This window comes from Nonomuraea polychroma (assembly GCF_004011505.1).
In the GTDB taxonomy this organism is placed as follows: Bacteria; Actinomycetota; Actinomycetes; order Streptosporangiales; family Streptosporangiaceae; genus Nonomuraea; species Nonomuraea polychroma.
Window position 1 is genome coordinate 4,669,313 of record NZ_SAUN01000001.1, and the last position, 17,047, is coordinate 4,686,359.

The following is a 17,047-nucleotide window of genomic DNA, read 5'->3' on the forward strand; positions in this document are numbered from 1 at the left end:
TCAGCCCTTGACGCTTCCTTGCAGGAGCCCGTTGACGATGTGCCGCTGCATCGCGATGAAGAAGATCACGACGGGGATGAGCACGATCACGCTGAGCGTCATGAACGCCGGCCAGTCCACCGAGTACTCCCCGACGGCCTTGTAGACCTGCAGGACCAGGGTCTGCTTGTCGGGCGAGCTGATGAAGACGTTCGGCGTGATGAAGTCGTTCCAGATCCACATGGTCTGGAACACCCCGACCGTGATGAGGATCGGCCGGATGAGCGGCAGCACGATCCGCCAGTAGATCTGCCAGGGTCCTGCGCCGTCGATGCGAGCGGCCTCGAAGATCGAGATCGGCAGCGACCGGAGGTATCCCTGGATGAGGAAGTAGCAGAAGATCGACCCGGCCGTGTACAGGAGGATGAGCCCTTCCAGGCTGTCCACGAGCTGCAGCTCCACCAGGATCCGGTAGACCGGGATCAGCGTGGCCTGGCCGGGGACCAGGAACGCGATCACGAGCAGCACGCCGGCGACCCGGTTGACCAGGGTGGTGCGCAGCAGCATGGCGTACGCCGCCATCGACCCGATGACCAGCATGATCACGATTGACACGGCCGTGACGTACACCGTGTTGAGTAACGACTGCAGGATCGGCGTGTTCTCGAAGACGCGCGCGTAGTTGTCGAGGTACAGGCTCGTGGGCGGGGCGAGCGGCGAGGCCGAGGTCTCCCGCTGTGTCTTGAACGTGTTGACGACGATGTAGTAGAAGGGCACGCCGACCACGGCCGCGGCCAGGATCATGACCAGCGAGAGGATCGGCGAGGAACGCTGCTTCCTCATGACAGGCGTCCTTCGAGACGACGTGACAGGACCAGTTGCAGCGCCACGATCGCGCCCACGACCAGCATGAAGACCACCGCCAGCGCGGAGGCCTGGCCGAACTTGGCCTGCGCGATGCCGCTCTGGATGATCGACTGGGTGATGGTGAAGGTGGCGTAGCCGGGGCCGCCCTTGGTGAGGGTGTAGGGCAGGTCGTAGACCTTCAGCCCGCCGGTCATCAGCAGCAGCGAGCTGACGGTGACCGCGGGCGCGAGCAGCGGCAGCGTGATCCGGAAGAACGCCTGCCGCGCCGAGGCGCCGTCCACCCGCGCCGCCTCGTAATAGTCGCCGGGGATGGACTGCAGGTAGGCGAGGTAGAGGATCGCGTGCCAGCCGGTGGACGACCAGACGGCGACCATGATGACCGACAGCTGGGCGAGCGTGCCGTCCGACAGCCACGGCACGGGGCCGAACCCGCCCACCGCGTCGAGCAGCCAGTTGATCGCGCCCGAGCCCAGCGGCGACAGGATGAACGCCCATACCAGGCCGAGGATCGCGATGCTCGGGATGGCCGGGAAGAAGAACACCGCCCGCACCACGTTGCGGCCGAAGAAGCGGCGGTTGAGCAGCACCGCCAGCGGGATCGCCAGCACCGTGACGATCACCGTGGTGCCGATCGCGAACAGCAGGGTGAACCCCAGGCCCGCCAGCATCGACGGGTCAGTGAAGATCTTCCGGTAGTTCTCCAGCCCGACGAAGTTGACCTTCATCGAGTAGCCGTTGAAGTCGGTCACGCTGAAGTAGAGCGACTGCGCCAGCGGGATCGCGAACAGCACCGCGAACACGATCCCGATCGGCACCATGAACGCCTGCAGGCGCAGCCCTTCCAGCCGCTTCGGCGACATCAGCCAGGACAGGGCGCCCGTCACCGCGGGCGCCCTTCTGTCGAGCACCGTCATGTCAGCTGCTCTTGAGCCGGTTGTCCAGCGCGGCGGCCACGTCCTCGGGCTTGGCCTGGCCCTGGATCATCAGCTGGAGTTGCGCCACCGCCTCGGTGTTGAGCGCGTCCTGGACCCGCGGCCAGGCGATCTGCGGCAGGTAGAAGGTGCCGTCCTTGAGCGCCTTGAGGTTGGGCTCCAGCACCTTGTCGATCACGGGGGTGACGTCGGACGTGGTCGTCATGGCGGCCGTCCCCTTGTTGAACAGCGTGACGGCCTCTTTGCTGCCGAGGTACGTCAGGAACGCCTCGGCCTCCTTCTCGTGCTGGGTCTTGGCGTTGATGGCCCAGCCGGGCGAGGCGGCGCCGGCCCAGAACGGCTTGCCGTCGGGGGTGGGCACGCCGGCGAAGGCCAAGTTCATGTTCGGCGCCTTCTGCCGCAGCGTGGGAACGTCCCACGGGCCCGCGGCGATCATCGCGACCCGGCCGTTGACGAACTCGTCCACGATCTGCTCACCCTTCAGGCCGACCACGTCCTTGGTCATCACGCCGCTGGTGAACAGCTGGTTGTAGGTCGTCAGCGGCCCGGTCCACAGGTCGCCGAACTTCTTCTGGCCGGCGAAGATCTGGGCGTCGACGTCACCGCCCTGGCGCGCGTTCTCGTGGCCGACCAGGGCCGCGACGCTGAGCGGCAGGCCGGTCGCCCCTTCGTAGTACGGCGTGGTGCCCGCTGCCTTGAGCTTCTGGCACAGCGCGATGAAGTCGTCCCACTTCGTGGGGAATTCGGAGACGCCCGCCTTGGCGAGGACGTCCTTGTTGTAGAGGATGCCGGCGGACCATGACGAGATCGACATGCCGTAGGCCTTGCCGTCCACGGACCAGGCCTCGGTGTTGAACTTGGACATGTTCGCCAAGAACGGCTTGCCGGTCAGGTCCTTGACGAAGCCGCCCTGAACGAGGTTGGTCTTGTTCTCCGCGGCGATCACGAACACGTCCGCCGCGGTGCCCGAGACGAGCCTGGTCTGCAGCGTCGAAATGTATTCGGCCACGGGCGGGGCGGTGGAGAACTCGATGTCGATGCTGGGGTTCTGCTTCTCGAAGGCGTCGATGAGCGGCTTCATCGTCTGCTCGTTCTCCCAGGAGAAGAAGCTCAGTTTGGTCTTGCCGCCGCTGCCGCCTTCGCTTCCCGAGCCGCATCCGGCCGTTGCGGCCAGGACGGCGGTCGCTGCCGCAAACGTCGCAACCGATCTTCTGAGCAGGGACATCGCTCACCTCTTTGGCGATCGTTACCGTGGGGGATGGCGCGCGGACGGGGCGTCCGCGCGTGGGCGACCGGCTCGCGAACGCCGATGTCCGCTATCCAGCCTTCCGCCGTCTTTTATCGATAAAGGGGTTTGTATCGATAAAAATCGGCCGATGTCAAGGATGTGTTGCCGGACCCTCAACGGGCAGCAGCGGGCCGGTGAGCGGCTCGTCGCGATCGCAGGACAGCACGCCGTCGCGGGCCCGCAGCCGGGCCGCGTGCACGGCCGAACGCCGCCCGTCGTCCCCGTCCAGGTGCGTGAAGTAGAAGGCCAGCGCCTCGTCCCCGGTCACCACGACGTCCGCGTGGTGCCCGTAGCCGGCGTCGTGCTCGCCGGTCCCCGGCTTGTCGAGGATGAGCCCCTGGGGCTGCCAGGTCTCGAGGTCGTCGGATCTGAGCACACGCTGGCCGTGCCATTCGTCCACGATCATCCAGTGGTGGCCGCCGAGGGTGAACACATTGGGGCCCTCGTGGGCGGAGATCGTGACCGCCGGGCCCTTGACCTGCCAGTGGTACAGGTCCCGGCTGTCGGCGGCCCAGGTGTGGGAGTCGTGGGCCTCGTCCTTGTACCAGAGGCGGTGTCCGCCGCCCGGCAGCGGGGCCACGCAGGCGTCGATCACGTACGCGGAGGACAGGTCCAAGGTGGAGCGGTAGGTCCAGCGGACGAGGTCGGGGCTGGTGTAGTGGCGGATGTGGCGTTCGTGCGGCCGCCAGGCCTCGGGGACGCCGTGGATGACGCTGACGTACATGTGGTAGCCGGCGCCGTCGTCGACGATCTCCGGCGCCCAGTACGTGTGCCGCCCCCACTCGATGTCGAGGCCGTCGATGGTCCCCCGGTACAGCCAGGTCACGCCGCCGTCGGCGGAGGAGGCCACGCCGAGGTCGGTGCCGTGCACCCAGCTGACGTCCTCGCGGTGCGGGGCGGTCGCCCGCCTGCTGGTGTAGACGAGCCACCACGTGCGCTCGGCGCGGTTCCAGATCACGGTGGGATCGGTGGCGCCGTCGAACATGGGGTCGCGGTAAAGCGGCCGGGGAACCTCTGTCATGACCGTCCTTCCTCTGGATCGCTTTGTAACGATACAGACGAGGAGGGCACCCCCTAGGGGATGCCCTCCTCGCGGACGGACTGACCGGGTGACCGGCCTAGTGCTTCACCGAGACGGTGGAGACGGAGGCGGTGTCCTTCTCGGCCCAGGCGCCGGTGGAGAAGGCGGCCGGGTGGCTCTTGCGGCCGACGCCGTCGCCCCACTTGGTCACCACGTACTGGATCTTGATGTGGCCCTCGCCCTCGACGCCGTCCACGCCCAGGGTGTCGGCGTTGAACGTGCCGCCGGTCAGCTCGGCGAAGGTCTTGGCGTCCAGGTCCAGCATGACGCCACGGCTGGAGGGGTCACCGGGGCCGCGGTCACCGACGAAGAAGGGCAGCTTCTTGCCCTTGTAGACCACGTAGCCCTCGGTCATGAGCGGCCAGCTGGGGCTGGCGGCCAGGCCCTTCTGCATGGGCTTGCCCGATGCGGGCAGGCCGGTGTCACCGGCGCGACCGGAGGAGTCGTCCCAGAAGTAGGACGCCGTGGTCGAGCCCTGGAGCACGGCCTTGACGGAGCCCTCGCCGGTGTCGGCGTGGGCCGCGGCGGAGCCGATGGTCAGGGCGCCGAGGGTGGAGGCTGCGAGCAGGGCGATGGAGCGCATGCGGGCAGTCATGGTCAAGGGTCAGTCCTTTATTAGGGGACACGGTACATTTGCACTCGCTTGATCGACGTAGCCGGGCATGAGGCCACAGTCGCTACGTGGAGCGCAAGAGGATGCGGCAACCGGCCTTCAGAGGTAAGGCGCGGGTCATTCACCGGCAACGAGAACTACGTTACCGACTTAAACCGGACAAACGCAAACAAAACACCACGAATCCGGCAAAGATCTACCGGGCGGGGTAAAGCCGGCTTCGGGGTTGCGGGGACAACGCCACGGCCGGCCCATCCATTCCCTGAGCTGCGGGCGGACGTTCCCGGGGCGCTCGCCCGCAGCCCTTTGCCTCGACCAGACCCGCCCGGCTGGGTCACGTCGACGTCCAGCGCGCGGCTCATGGAGCCACCGGCACCGCCTGCCCGCCTTGGGGAGGCGGGCAGGCGGTCCAGGCGGCCTGGTGATGAGCGGCGGGCCGATCTGGGGGAACGCGGCGAGCCACGCGCCGGACGGCTGTTCGGTCAGGTGAGCTGGATGTAGTCGAGCTCTGCGTATCCGGTGCCGCCCGCGAAGTACGGTGAGCCCTTCGCCAGCCGGATCACGTTGTAGCCGGCCCTGAGGTTGACGGTGGTGCTGATCGTGGCGCCGAACTGGCCCCAGCCCGAGGTCGGCGGGTAGCTGACCGTGGTCCAGGCCCCGCCGTTGTAGGCCAGGCCCTGGGTGGCGGTGGCGCCGGTGCCGTTGGCGTACCCGATGGTCATCGTGTACGCGCGGGCGGTGGGCACGTTCACCACGAAGTCGACGTAGCTGTCGGTGCGCGGCGTGCCCGCGTTGTCGATCCGGCCCACGTAGCCGCCCGCCGACGCGCTGGAGGCGTTCAGCCGCTGGGCGCGGAACACGGAGGCGTTCTCGGCCTCGTAACGCTGCTGGTAGGACGGCACCCCGCTGGTGGGTTCGACGACGAGCTGGTAGGCGCTGGTGGCGCTCATGTTCGGCACCGACACGCTGAGCTGGCCGCCGCTGACCGTGCGGGTGGTGCTGGAGACGGTGGTGGGCGCGGTCACGGCGGTGAAGCGGCCGCTGGACGGGGTGGACAGCAGCGTGACGCGCACGCTGGAGCCCAGCGGGCCGAGACCGGTGAGGTTGACGGTGTTGGCGCCGGCCTCGTTGCCGAACACCACGTTGACGATCCGGCTGGTGGGGTCATAGGAGGCGAACCCGTCGAGGCCGGTCTGCGTGGTGGACGTCGTCGTGACCATGTTCCCGGCCATGTCGCCGTACCACTTGTACAACCACCAGGTGCCGGTGGGCTGGTTGTTGTTGACGACCAGGCCGTTCATGGTGCCGTACTCGTACCAGAAGGCCCGGTGCGCGGATTCGACGCCGCCCCGCTCCAGCTTGGCCACGTAGCTGGCGACCCGGCCGGGGACGTCCACCTCGGCGGGGGCGGCGTACTCGTTGATGGAGATGCGGCGCGGGCTGATGCCCAGCGACGCCTCCAGGTTGCGGTAGTCGGCGATGTCGGCGGCGATCCTGGTGGGGTTCGTCAGCTCGTGCCAGCAGATGATGTCGGGCAGCGTGCCGGTGTTCCTGGCGTGGGTGAGGAACGACTGCATCCAGGAGCGGTTGTAGGTGGCGGTGCTGGGGCCGACGATCGGCGTGAGGGTGTCGAGCGCGCGCACCGCCCGGTACGTACGCACCCAGCCGTCGTTGAAGGTGCCCGCGGCGGCGGTGTTCCAGGTGTAGTCGGGCTCGTTCCAGAGCTCCCAGCCGATGATGTTCGTGACCGTGGTGGCCGACAGCCGGGCGTTGACCATGGTGTTCACCTTGGCCAGCCAGTCGTCCCAGCTCACCCACCGGTAGGGGAAGTCGGGGTAGATGTCGGGCATGCGGATGAACTCGCCCGCACCGACCCTGGTAGCCTGCGGGGCGACCAGGAGGGCGTCACCGCCGGGCGGCTGGCCGTTGGGGCGCTGGCCGACGCCGGGCGCGGGCTGGGTCAGCGAGTTCACCTTGATCGGCAACAGGGTGGAGTCGGCCGGGCGGGAGTTCTCCGCCAGGCCGTACAGGCCGCCGGAGGCGGCGTGGGTGACCGTCCGGAAGGGCTGGGCGACGTTGACGGTCAGCGTCGCGCCCGCCGCGGCGGCCGGAGGGGACGCGGTCACCACGGTGGCGGCCGTGGTGACCAGGGCTAAGGCGATCGCTCCGATTCGGGACATGGTGTCACGCTCCTTCGGGGGATGTGCACACGGGCAACCAGATGCGCATGCTCGACGGGCCGCGCCGGGCCCATGAGTGGTAGGGGCGCAGTGGTACGTCGAGCCACTCTGCGTGCTCCGGAGGAGCAGCCGAGAGACGGTAGGGCCAGGGCCGGTCGGGATGGGCGGGCAGGAGGGCGCGGACCCGCGCTCCGCCGGGCACGGCCTGAGGGCTGGACAGGGGGTCGATCGCCAGGGCGTCGAGCCCGCCGGGGTGCGGGAGGTCGTGGGATTCGGCGCACAGGACCTCGGGACCGCGCTCGACGGCGACGCAGCCGCGTACGGCGTCGATGCGGGGGTCCGGCCAGGTGAAGCGGGGCTCCATCGGCAACTCGAGGGTGATGACCTCGCCGGCGCGGAACGCCCGCCGGACCTCCACCATGCCGGGCTCGACCGGCCGCGCCCGCCCGTCCTCGGTCAAGGTGGCGCCGGCCGCCCAGGCGGGCACGCGCAGCGAGAGGGTCCAGGGCGAGGCCGCGTCGGCCGTGATCCGGACGCGGACGGTCCCCGACTTGGGGTAGTCCGTCTCGACGTCCACGGCGACCTGCCGCCCGCCGGGCAGCTCGGCGCGGACGGCGCCGGGCGCGTACTGGTGGATCTGCAGGCCGTCGTCGTCGGCCGTGGCGAGGTAGCCCTCCAGGCTGGCCAGCGTTCTGGCGACGTTGGTGGGGCAGCAGGAGACGTCGAACCAGGCGGCCCGGACGCCGGCCTCGGCACGCGGGCTGACCTCGTCCGCGTCCGCCGGTCTGCCCGGCGTGCGCTGGTGGAGGGGGTTGGCGTAGAAGAACGCCCGGCCGTCGGTGCTCGGGGAGGTCGCGATGACGTTGTAGAGCGTGCGCTCGATCAGATCGGTGTAACGCACGTCGCCCGTGGCCAGGTAAAGACGCCAGGACACCATGATCGAGGCGACCCCCGCGCACGTCTCGCAGTAGGCCCGGTCCGGCGGCAGCTCCCAGTCCTCGCCGAATCCCTCGTCCTGGTGGCGGGAGCCCATGCCGCCCGTGATGTAGGTGCGGCGCGCGACCGAGCGCTCCCACTGCCGCTCCACCGCGCGCAGCAGCTCGTCGTCGCCGAGCTCGACGGCGACGTCCACGGCGGCGGCGGTGAGGTAGAGCGCGCGTACGGCGTGGCCGCGCCAGACGTCGGCCCTCCTGATCGGGATGTCGTCCTGGAAGTAGGCGCGGCCCAGCGGGATGTCCCGCAGGGTCCCGTGCCCGCGGCGGTCGAGGAACAGGCGGGCCTGCTCGACGTAGCGCTCCTCCCCCAGGGCCCGGCCGAGCTCGGCAAGCCCGACCTCGATCTCGGGGTGCCCGCAGATGCCCGGATTGCCGTCCGGGCCGAAGGTGCGGCACACGTGGTCGGCGGCCCGCCGCGCGATCCGTACCAGGTCGTCCTCGCCTGAGGTGCGCAGCCGGGCCACCGCGGCCTGGAGGAGATGGCCGGTGTTGTAGAGCTCGTGGCCCATTTCGAGGTCGCTGTAGCGGGGCGGCTGCTCGCCGTGCCCGAAGCACGTGTTGAGGTAGCCGTCCGGGTCCTGCGCCCGGCCGATGCGGGCGGTGAGCCGTTTGATCGCCGCCTCCGCCCCGGGGTCGCCGGTCCGGCCGGTCTCCCAGGCCAGGGCCTCCAGCAGCTTGTAGACCTCGGAGTCGGAGAACGACCAGCCCGGGCGGTCGGGCCCGGTCGTGCCGTCGGCGACGCGATCGAAGTTCGCGAGCCAGCCGAGGCGCTCCATCCACGCCTCGCAGTGGGACAGCGTGGCCGTCGCGTTCACGGTCTGCCTGCGGCCCCAGAACCCGCCGGTGATGGACACCTGGGCGAGCCCGAGGGGGCGTACCGGGCCGGTCGGCGGCAGCACGGGAACGGAGCGGTCGGTCATGTGGTGGGCCTTTCGAATCACGGAACGTTCAGTCCTTCACGGCGCCCGCGGTGACCCCGGCGGCGATGTAACGCTGCGCGAGGACGAGGAGGAACGCGGCGGGAATGGACGCGATCACGGCGGTCGCCATGATCGAGTTCCATTGGGTCGTGTTGTTGCCGATGTAACGGAAGATGCCGAGCGTGATGGGGATGACGTCGCTGTTGCGGTTGAGCGTGGAGGCGAAGATGAAGTCCGACCACGCCCACAGGAACGCGAAGAGCGAGACCGTGATCACCGAGTTGCGGCTGAGCGGCAGGATGACGGAGCGGAACGTACGCCAGGTGCTCGCCCCGTCGATCTGGGCCGCGGCCATGAGCTCGGCGGGGATGCTCGCCATGAACGCGCGGAAGAGCAGCACCCCGAACGGCACGGCGAGCGTGGAGTCGGCCACGATCAGGCCCGCGACGGTGTTGAGCATCCCGAGCCTGATGTAGATCGCGTAGAAGCCCATGGCCATGACCACGGCGGGGATCATCTGGGCGACCAGGAGCAGGAAGTCGATCCCGCGCGCGCCGAGCGGCCGCAGCTTGGCCAGCGAGTAGCCGGCGGGCAGCGACACGAGCAGCGTGAGCGCGACCGTGCCGAGGCCGATGAAGAGGCTGGTGGCGAGGGCCGGCAGTTGCTGGCCGAACGCCGCGGTGTACCCCTCGAACGTGGGGTCCCACGGGAACCAGTGCGGCGGGTCGGCCCGCATGTCGCTCGTCTTGGTGAGCGAGACGTTGAACATCCAGTAGACCGGGAAGAGCATCAGTCCGACCAGGACGACGCCCACCGCCGTCTTCCACCAGGATCTGCGGACCGTCATGCGCGTTCCTCCCTGCGCTGCAGATGCACGTGCACCAGACCGGCGGCGAAGGCGATGAGGATGAGGATGTTGCCGACGGCCGCCGCCGGGGAGAAGTCGGGCTGCCCGGTGCCGAACGCCTCCCGGTACGACCAGATGGCCAGTGTCGTCGAGGCGTCCGCTGGGCCTCCCTTCGTCATGATCCAGATGATGTCGACGACCTTGAGCGTGTAGATGAGGCCGAGCAGCAGCGTGATCGCCGACACCGGGCGCAGCAGGGGGAACGTGATGCGCCAGAACCGCTGCCAGGCGTTCGCCCCGTCCAGTCCGGCGGCCTCGTACAGGTCGGCCGGGATGTTCTGCAGCCCGGCGTAGAGGATCACCAGGTTGAACGGGATCCCGAGCCAGATGTTGGCGATGGTGACGGCCAGCAGTGAGGTGTCGGGGGACGTGAGCCAGTTGATCTGGCCGATCCCGAACGCCTGCAGCACCGAGTTGACGATGCCGTTCTCGCTGTTGAGCATCCACGACCAGGTCGAGGCGGAGACGATCAGCGGCAGCAGCCACGGCACCAGGAACATCGCCCGCAACGCCACCGACAGGCGGAAGGTGCGGTGGAAGAAGACCGCGAGCGCCAGCCCGAGGGCGTACTGCAGGGCGATGGACCCCAGCGTGAACACCGCGGTGTTGCTCAGTGCCCGCAGGAAGGTGTCGTCGGCCAGGATGTTCGCGTAGTTGGCGAGCCCGGTGAACTCCGGGTCGCCCTGCACGAACGCGCGCGGCGTGTAGTCGTGCACGCTGAGCTCGATGTTGCGGTAGAGCGGATAGGCGTAGAAGAGAAGCATGTAGAGGACGAGCGGCGCGAGGAAGGCGAGGGCCGTCCACCGCGGAGAGCGCCGCCGCGGAGCCTCGTGCGCCGCTCTCCTCACCGTGACCGATTGGGTGCGAACGGAGGTCATCGGATCAGCCGCCGGTGGCCTGCTTCGCCTGGGCCTGTGCCTCCTTGAGCGCGTCGGCCGGGCTGGCCGAGCCGCTCAGTGCCTTCTGCACGGCCGTCCACATCGCCTCGGAGATCTTCGGGTACTTGGTGCCGAGGTTGTCGCTGGTGCGGCCCTTGGCGGACTGCACGGCCTCGACCCATGGCTTCAGGTCCGGTTCCTTGGCGAGGATCGCCTGCTGCCCCTCGGCGGTGGAGGGGATGTAGTACGCGAACGTCGTACCGGTCTCCACCAGGCCCTCGGGCGTGGTCATGCACTCGAGGATCTTCTTGGTGACGTTGTAGCGGCCGGTGTCCTTCTGCACCGGGACCGTGATGAACTCGCCGCCCGTGGGCGTCGGGGCGCCGCCCCCGCCCTTGCCGGGGATCTGCACGATGCCGGTGGGGAAGCCCGCCTTCTCGGCGCTGTTGATCTGCCACGTGCCGTTCTCGGCGAAGGCGAACTCACCCGTCAGGAACTCCTCCCAGGTGGTGTTCTGCGAGTTGCTGATGACGGAGTTGGGCGCGGTGCCGTCCTTGACCCACGAGGTCCACAGCTCCAGCGCCGAGACGGCCTCGGGCGAGTCGAGCTGGGTGAGCTGCGCGCCGGCGCCCCAGAACCACGGCAGGAACTGGAACGAGCCCTCTTCCGTGCCGATGGCCGAGAAAGTGATCGGCTTCTTGCCCGCGGCTTTGACCTTCTTCAGCGCCGCGTTGAGCGAGGCCCAGTCCTTGATGGAGGCGGGGTCGACGCCGGCCTCGTCGAGGATCTTCTTGTTGTAGTAGAGGGCGAGGGTGTTGGCGCCGATGGGGATGCCGTAGGTCTTGCCGTCCAGTTCACCCGCGGCGATGAGGTTCTTGTCGAACCTGGAGGTGTCCAGCCCGAAGTCGGACATGGCGGTGAGCATCCCGGCATCGGCGAGCGTCGAGACGGCCGGATTGTCGAGGAGGATGACGTCCGGCGCGTTGCCCTCCTGCCCGGCCAGCAGCGCCTGGTTGGTCAGCGCGGTCGTGTCGTAGGCGGTGCGCTCGATGGTGACGCCGGCCTGCTGCCCGCAGGAGTTCACCCGCTTGGCCCAGGCGGAGGCCGCGTCATGCTGCGGGTACGGGTCCCACCACGTGTAGGCCCCGCCGGCGGAGCCGGCGGCCGAGGGAGTGGCGCCGCCCTGGGGAGCGGAGGCACAGGCGGACAGAGCGGACAGCGCCAGAACGGCGGTTCCGAAGACCGCCGCCCTCGTGGACATCGACGAACGGTTCATCGATTCCTCCAATGTTAGCGCTCACATCGAGCGGCCAGAAGGTGTCGGGGGGCAGGGCCCGCACTCAGCGGGCGTGCGGAGACGGGAGAGGCGCTCCCGGGGCGGCGGTGCTGCCTCGGGAGACCAGTTCGGGAGAGATGAAGCGCACGACGAACGGCTCGTCGCGGGCCGACGCCGATTCGACGCGGCGCACGAGCTGGCGCACCGCCATGGAGCCGAGGCGGTCGGGCGCGCTCTCGATGAAGGAATAGGGCAGGGAGAAGGTCGCGGCGAACTCCTCGGAGTAACGCCCGATGACCGACAGGTCCTCGGGGACCCGGAGTCCGCGCTGGTAGGTGACGGACGGCAGCGCGGCGGCGGCCGCCTCGTTGTTGATCAGCAGGCCGGTCGCCTCGGGGTAGGCGTCGAGCAGGCCGTTGAGCATGCGGCCCACGGCGGGTTGCCGGGACTCGCCGTACACCGCGTGCAGGGTGATGCCCAGTTGCCGCGCCCGTTCCCGCGCGGCGTCCCGTAGCCGCCATACGTAGGCGCCGCCCCGCTCGACCACGTGCTCGGGCTGCGAGATCAGGATGAGCTCGCGGTGGCCGAGGCGGTGGAGGTGCTCCACCATGGCCCGGCCGGCCTCCTCGAAGTCCAGATCGAACACGTCGAGCCCCGTGCAGTCGCCGGGCAGGCCGACCAGCGCGCCCGGCTGCGGCGCGGCGCGCAGGATGGGCAGCCTCGGGTCGTCCTGCGCGATGTTCATCAGGACGACGCCGTCCACCATCCGGGAGTCGGTGATGCGCCGCAGTGCCCGAGCGCCGTTGGCCTCGGTGACCAGCAGCGTGTCGTAGCCCAGGTCGCGGGCGGTGTCGGTGACGCCCAGGATGTACTGCATCATCGCGGGCGCGAACTCGTCTTCGTGGAACTGCGCGAGCAGACCGAGGACCTTGGTCTGGGAGGTGGCGAGCGCGCGAGCGCCTGCGTTCGGCGTGTAGGCCAGCGCCTCGGCCGCCGCCAGCACCCGCCGGCGGACCTCCTCCGAGATGGGCCGCTTGCCCGACAGCGCGTACGACGCCGTGCTGCGGCTCACCCCGGCCTCCCGGGCCACGTCTCCGATCGTCGCCACTCTCACCTCCTGATAATGCATCGAACCGGTTCGACGATGGCGTTGCGGACTCCCTCATATCGTCGACCCGACGACGCCATGCAAGGGAGATCCATGGGATCATGTCTCAGCAGCAGTGGCGAACCGGTTCAACGATTGGGCTCGACTGTCACTCCTCCGAGAGGCAGGCGTCAAGAGCAAAGGCCGCGGACGATACCGAATCGTGACACGCCGGAAACGGTAAGAGAACGCCCCATTGACGTGCGCGCTGCGGCTACGTAACCTACGCGAAACCCTCGGTTGCGTTGCGGATCGACTCCCTCGAACTTGTTAGCGCTCACATGACCTAGGGACATCGTGATGACCTTTCCGAGCATCACCAAGGCCATGCGTGCCGGACTGCTCCCGGCCGCCCTCACCCTCGCGTTAACCCTTGGCGTACCGGTCGCGGCGGCGGCCGATCCGCCCGCTCCGGCCCTCGTCTACGAGTTCGACGCCGACGACGTCACCACCGGCTCCGTCACCGACTCCTCGGGCAACGGCCTGCACGGGACGCTGGTCAACGGCTCCACCGCGTCTTTGGTCGACGGCGCGGGCGGAGGTCACGCGCTGAGCTTGCCCGGCGGCGCGCCGACCTCCAGCGGCGCCTACGTGAAGCTGCCGTTGGAGGCGATCAAGGGCAAGACCGACCTGACCGTGTCGGCTCGGGTGAAGTGGGACGGCACCACCGCCCCCTGGCAGTGGATCTACGCGCTGGGCAAGGACACCAGCCGCTACCTGTTCACCACGCCGTACAACGGCGACGGCCGCCTGCGCACGGCGGTCACCGCCTCGTCCGCGGGCGGCGAGGCGCAGGTCACGGGGTCGGCCGCGCTGCCGGCCAACGCCTGGAAGACGCTGACCGTCACGCTCGACACGGCCGCCAAGCGCGTCACCACCTACCTCGACGGCGCCGCCGTCGCCTCGGCCGCCACGAACGTGACGGCCGCGCAGCTGATCGACGCCGCCACGACGTCCGCCGGGTTCATCGGCCGCTCGTTCTATCCGGACCCGCTGTTCGACGGGGCGATCGACGACTTCCGCGTCTACGGCGCCGCGCTGACGGCCGAGCAGGTCGCCGCCCTCGCCGGCGGCCAGGCGCCCACCCCGACGGGCCTGGCCCAGGACACCTTCGCGGTGCGGACGTTCATCGGCACCGCGCCGACCCTGCCGGCCGCGGTCCGCGCCACCTTCTCCGACGGCTACGACCGCGACCTGGCCATCACCTGGGCGCAGGTGAACCCCGAGGACTACGCCAAGGCCGGGACGTTCACCGTGAAGGGCACGGCCGGCGGCCGGCCCGTCACCGCCGACGTGACCGTGATCCGCGAGGGCCAGCTCGTCATCGACCTGGCCAAGGACACCGGCGCCTTCCACGGCGGCGCGTCCGGCACGCTCTACGGCCTGTACGGGCCCGGAGTGCCGACGAACAACCTGATCGAGGGCATGCGCCTGCGCACGGTCTCGACCAAGGCCCAGGACGGCCCGCAGCACCCGGGGGCCGACGCGTTGGAGGTGGTCAAGCCGCTGGCCGACAGCACCGACGGCGACGTGTACATCTACATGACCGACATCCACCGCGGCTTCCCGTACCAGTGGCCGGGCAGCACCCCGCAGGAGAAGCTCGACCTGTACAAGGAGAAGATCGCCAAGCAGGTCGACCAGGTCCGCGAGCTCGACCTGAAATATCAGGACAACGTCGTCTTCGTGCCGTTCAACGAGCCCGAGGGCAACATGTTCGGCACCGGCGAGTGGAGCTACAACCGCAAGAGCTGGCTCAACGACCCGACGGACTACTTCAAGGCGTGGGACGAGGTCTACGCGCTGATCAAGGGCAAGATGCCGCAGGCGCGGATCGCCGGCCCCAACACCAGCGTGCTGTACGCCCAGGTGAAGGGCTTCCTGCAGCACGCCGTCAAGGCGGGCACCGTGCCTGAGGTGATGACCTGGCACGAGCTCAGCCATCCCGAGCAGGTGCGGCAGAGCGTCAAGCGCTACCGCGGGTGGGAGGCCGAGGTCTTCGCCGGCACCGAGTACGCCGGGAAGAAGCTGCCGATCAACGTCAACGAGTACGCCTTCAACTACCACACCTCGGTGCCCGGCCAGATGATCCAGTGGGTGTCGGCCATCGAGGAGTCGAAGGTGGACGCCGACATCGCCTACTGGAACATCGACGGCAACCTGTCCGACTCCGCCGTGCAGGCCAACCGCGCCAACGGCCAGTGGTGGCTGCTCAACGCCTATGGCAGCATGAGCGGGCACACCGTGCAGGTCACGCCGCCGTTCCCGGGGCAGAACTACACGCTGCAGGGCGTCGCCACGCTCGACCCGGCCAAGAAGCAGGCCCGGGCGATCTTCGGCGGCGCGAGCAGCGCCGGGCACATCCGCTTCGAGAACGTCCCCGCCGGCGTCCTCGGCACCACCGTGCACGCCTGGATCCGCGAGATCCCGTGGACCGGGCAGATCGGCGACTCGGCGCAGCCGGAGATCATCGCCGAGCGCGACGTCAAGGTCGAGGACGGCACCGTGGCGTTCGACTTCGGCAGCGGTGACCTGCCGCGGATGAAGGAGTCGTCGGCGTACGAGATCGTGCTCAGCCCCGAGGGCACGGGCACCGTGACGGCGGCCGCGCCCAAGCTGTGGGAGCAGTCGTACGAGGCCGAGGACGCCAAGTACACCGGCGGCGGCTACAGCCGCAACGGCCCCGAGGGCTCGCCCTCGGACGTGTCGAAGTTCTACACCTCCGGCCGCTACAACGTCGGCGGGCTGCGGACCGGCTCCGACGGGGTGCTCGACTTCACCGTCGAGGTCCCGCAGGACGGCCGCTACGACCTGAGCGTCTTCGCCAATTCGCTCAACACCTTCGACCGGGTGCGCGAGCAGGGACCCACCAATGTCTTCCTCCGCGTGGACGGCGCCGCCGAGCAGGAGCTGTTCCTGCCTCTCGGCTACAAGTGGGTCGTGTGGGACCACGCCGACACCACGGTGGAACTCAAGGCGGGCAAGCACGTGATCTCCCTGGCCGCGCGGAGCCTCGACGGCGCCAAGGCGACCAAGGGCGACGCGATCGTCGACCGGATCCGGCTGTCGCTGGCCAACCCGGCCGCGGCGACCTCGATCTACGAGGCCGAACTGGCCGACCTGGGCGGGGCCCGCATCGCCTACGACGTCAAGGACGACGGCGTCGGCGGCTCGGGGGTCGTGGCGGCCGACCGCGGGAAGTCGGTGACGTTCTGGGTCTACTCCGCCCGGGACGCCGCGGCCGTCCTCGACCTCAAGCTGCTCGGTTCCGGCCAGGCGACGATATCCGTCAACGGCATCGAGGTGATGGAGGACGCCCGGCGCGACGGCTCCACCAGGACGGTGTCGCTGTCGGGCGGCATCAACAAGGTCACGGTCACCGGCGCGTCCGGCACGGCGCTCATCGACCGGCTGGAGGTGCGCCCGGCCGGCGACGCGCTGCCCGGCACCGCCTACGAGGCGGAGGCGGCCCAGCTTGCCGGGACGGCCGAGGCGTCGCAGCTCTCCCTGTCCAGCGGCAAGAGCGCGGTCACCGGGATCGGCGGCGCGCCCGGCAACGCCAACACCCTCACCTTCACGGTGCAGGCCGACAAAGCGGGCACGTACGCCATGCGCGTCCGCTACTCCAACCCGGAGCAGTCGGCCGCCACGCACTACAACCCGGACCCGCTGGCCAGGCACGCCGACATCGCGGTGAACGGCGCCGCCCCGCAGCGGACGTTCTTCCCCCACAGCTTCCACGAGAACAACTTCTGGGAGCTCACCGTCCCGGTGGAGTTGAACAAGGGGGAGAACACGGTGCGGTTCTCCGCTGAGGAGCTGCCGAACTTCGACGGCAAGACCTACGCGTCGGAGACCTTCCCCGGGGTGCTCCTCCGCTCGCAGTACGCCCCGGTCATCGACCGGATCGCGATCGCTCCCTTCAGCGCGCAGCGCGGCTGACACAGAAGGTCCGCCCGTGTCCCGGGAACCGCCGGGGCACGG

Annotated in this window: 12 protein-coding genes; 1 reads left to right on the forward strand and 11 read right to left on the reverse strand. The window is 69.2% G+C overall.

Annotated features, from left to right (window positions below; all coding sequences use genetic code 11):
- From EDD27_RS21245 to EDD27_RS21295, 11 genes are all read right to left on the reverse strand, one after another.
- Nucleotides 1–822: a carbohydrate ABC transporter permease gene (locus EDD27_RS21245; RefSeq protein WP_127933959.1), complete on the reverse strand. Its 822-nt coding sequence runs from the start codon at nucleotides 820–822 to the stop codon at nucleotides 1–3.
- On the reverse strand, nucleotides 819–1,760 hold the full coding sequence (locus EDD27_RS21250) for a carbohydrate ABC transporter permease (protein WP_206641566.1): 942 nt from the start codon (nucleotides 1,758–1,760) through the stop codon (nucleotides 819–821). The genes EDD27_RS21245 and EDD27_RS21250 overlap by 4 nt, the downstream gene beginning before the upstream one ends.
- 1 nt (nucleotide 1,761) lies before the next feature.
- On the reverse strand, nucleotides 1,762–3,003 hold the full coding sequence (locus EDD27_RS21255) for an ABC transporter substrate-binding protein (RefSeq protein ID WP_127933960.1): 1,242 nt from the start codon (nucleotides 3,001–3,003) through the stop codon (nucleotides 1,762–1,764).
- Nucleotides 3,004–3,157: 154 nt separating this feature from the next.
- Entirely contained in the window at nucleotides 3,158–4,087 is a 930-nt protein-coding gene (locus EDD27_RS21260) for a glycoside hydrolase family protein (RefSeq protein ID WP_127933961.1), read from the reverse strand.
- 97 nt (nucleotides 4,088–4,184) lie between these two features.
- Complete coding sequence (locus EDD27_RS21265; protein ID WP_127940845.1) at nucleotides 4,185–4,742, reverse strand: hypothetical protein; 558 nt, start codon at nucleotides 4,740–4,742, stop codon at nucleotides 4,185–4,187.
- Between the two features lie 500 nt (nucleotides 4,743–5,242).
- On the reverse strand, nucleotides 5,243–6,940 hold the full coding sequence (locus tag EDD27_RS21270; RefSeq protein WP_127933962.1) for a carbohydrate-binding protein: 1,698 nt from the start codon (nucleotides 6,938–6,940) through the stop codon (nucleotides 5,243–5,245).
- A 4-nt stretch (nucleotides 6,941–6,944) separates the two neighbouring features.
- Complete coding sequence (locus EDD27_RS21275; protein WP_241564170.1) at nucleotides 6,945–8,876, reverse strand: glycoside hydrolase family 127 protein; 1,932 nt, start codon at nucleotides 8,874–8,876, stop codon at nucleotides 6,945–6,947.
- Between the two features lie 7 nt (nucleotides 8,877–8,883).
- Complete coding sequence (locus tag EDD27_RS21280) at nucleotides 8,884–9,702, reverse strand: carbohydrate ABC transporter permease (protein ID WP_127933963.1); 819 nt, start codon at nucleotides 9,700–9,702, stop codon at nucleotides 8,884–8,886.
- On the reverse strand, nucleotides 9,699–10,640 hold the full coding sequence (locus EDD27_RS21285; RefSeq protein WP_127933964.1) for a carbohydrate ABC transporter permease: 942 nt from the start codon (nucleotides 10,638–10,640) through the stop codon (nucleotides 9,699–9,701). Before EDD27_RS21285 ends, EDD27_RS21280 begins: the two co-directional genes overlap by 4 nt.
- A gap of 4 nt (nucleotides 10,641–10,644) precedes the next feature.
- Entirely contained in the window at nucleotides 10,645–11,916 is a 1,272-nt protein-coding gene (locus EDD27_RS21290; protein ID WP_206641567.1) for a sugar ABC transporter substrate-binding protein, read from the reverse strand.
- Between the two features lie 64 nt (nucleotides 11,917–11,980).
- Complete coding sequence (locus EDD27_RS21295) at nucleotides 11,981–13,024, reverse strand: LacI family DNA-binding transcriptional regulator (RefSeq protein WP_127933965.1); 1,044 nt, start codon at nucleotides 13,022–13,024, stop codon at nucleotides 11,981–11,983.
- Between the two features lie 339 nt (nucleotides 13,025–13,363).
- Here EDD27_RS21295 and EDD27_RS21300 point away from each other — a divergent pair, with 339 nt between their 5' ends.
- Nucleotides 13,364–17,005, forward strand: a complete 3,642-nt coding sequence (locus EDD27_RS21300) for a LamG-like jellyroll fold domain-containing protein (protein ID WP_206641568.1) — start codon at nucleotides 13,364–13,366, stop codon at nucleotides 17,003–17,005.
- Nucleotides 17,006–17,047: the final 42 nt, after the last annotated feature.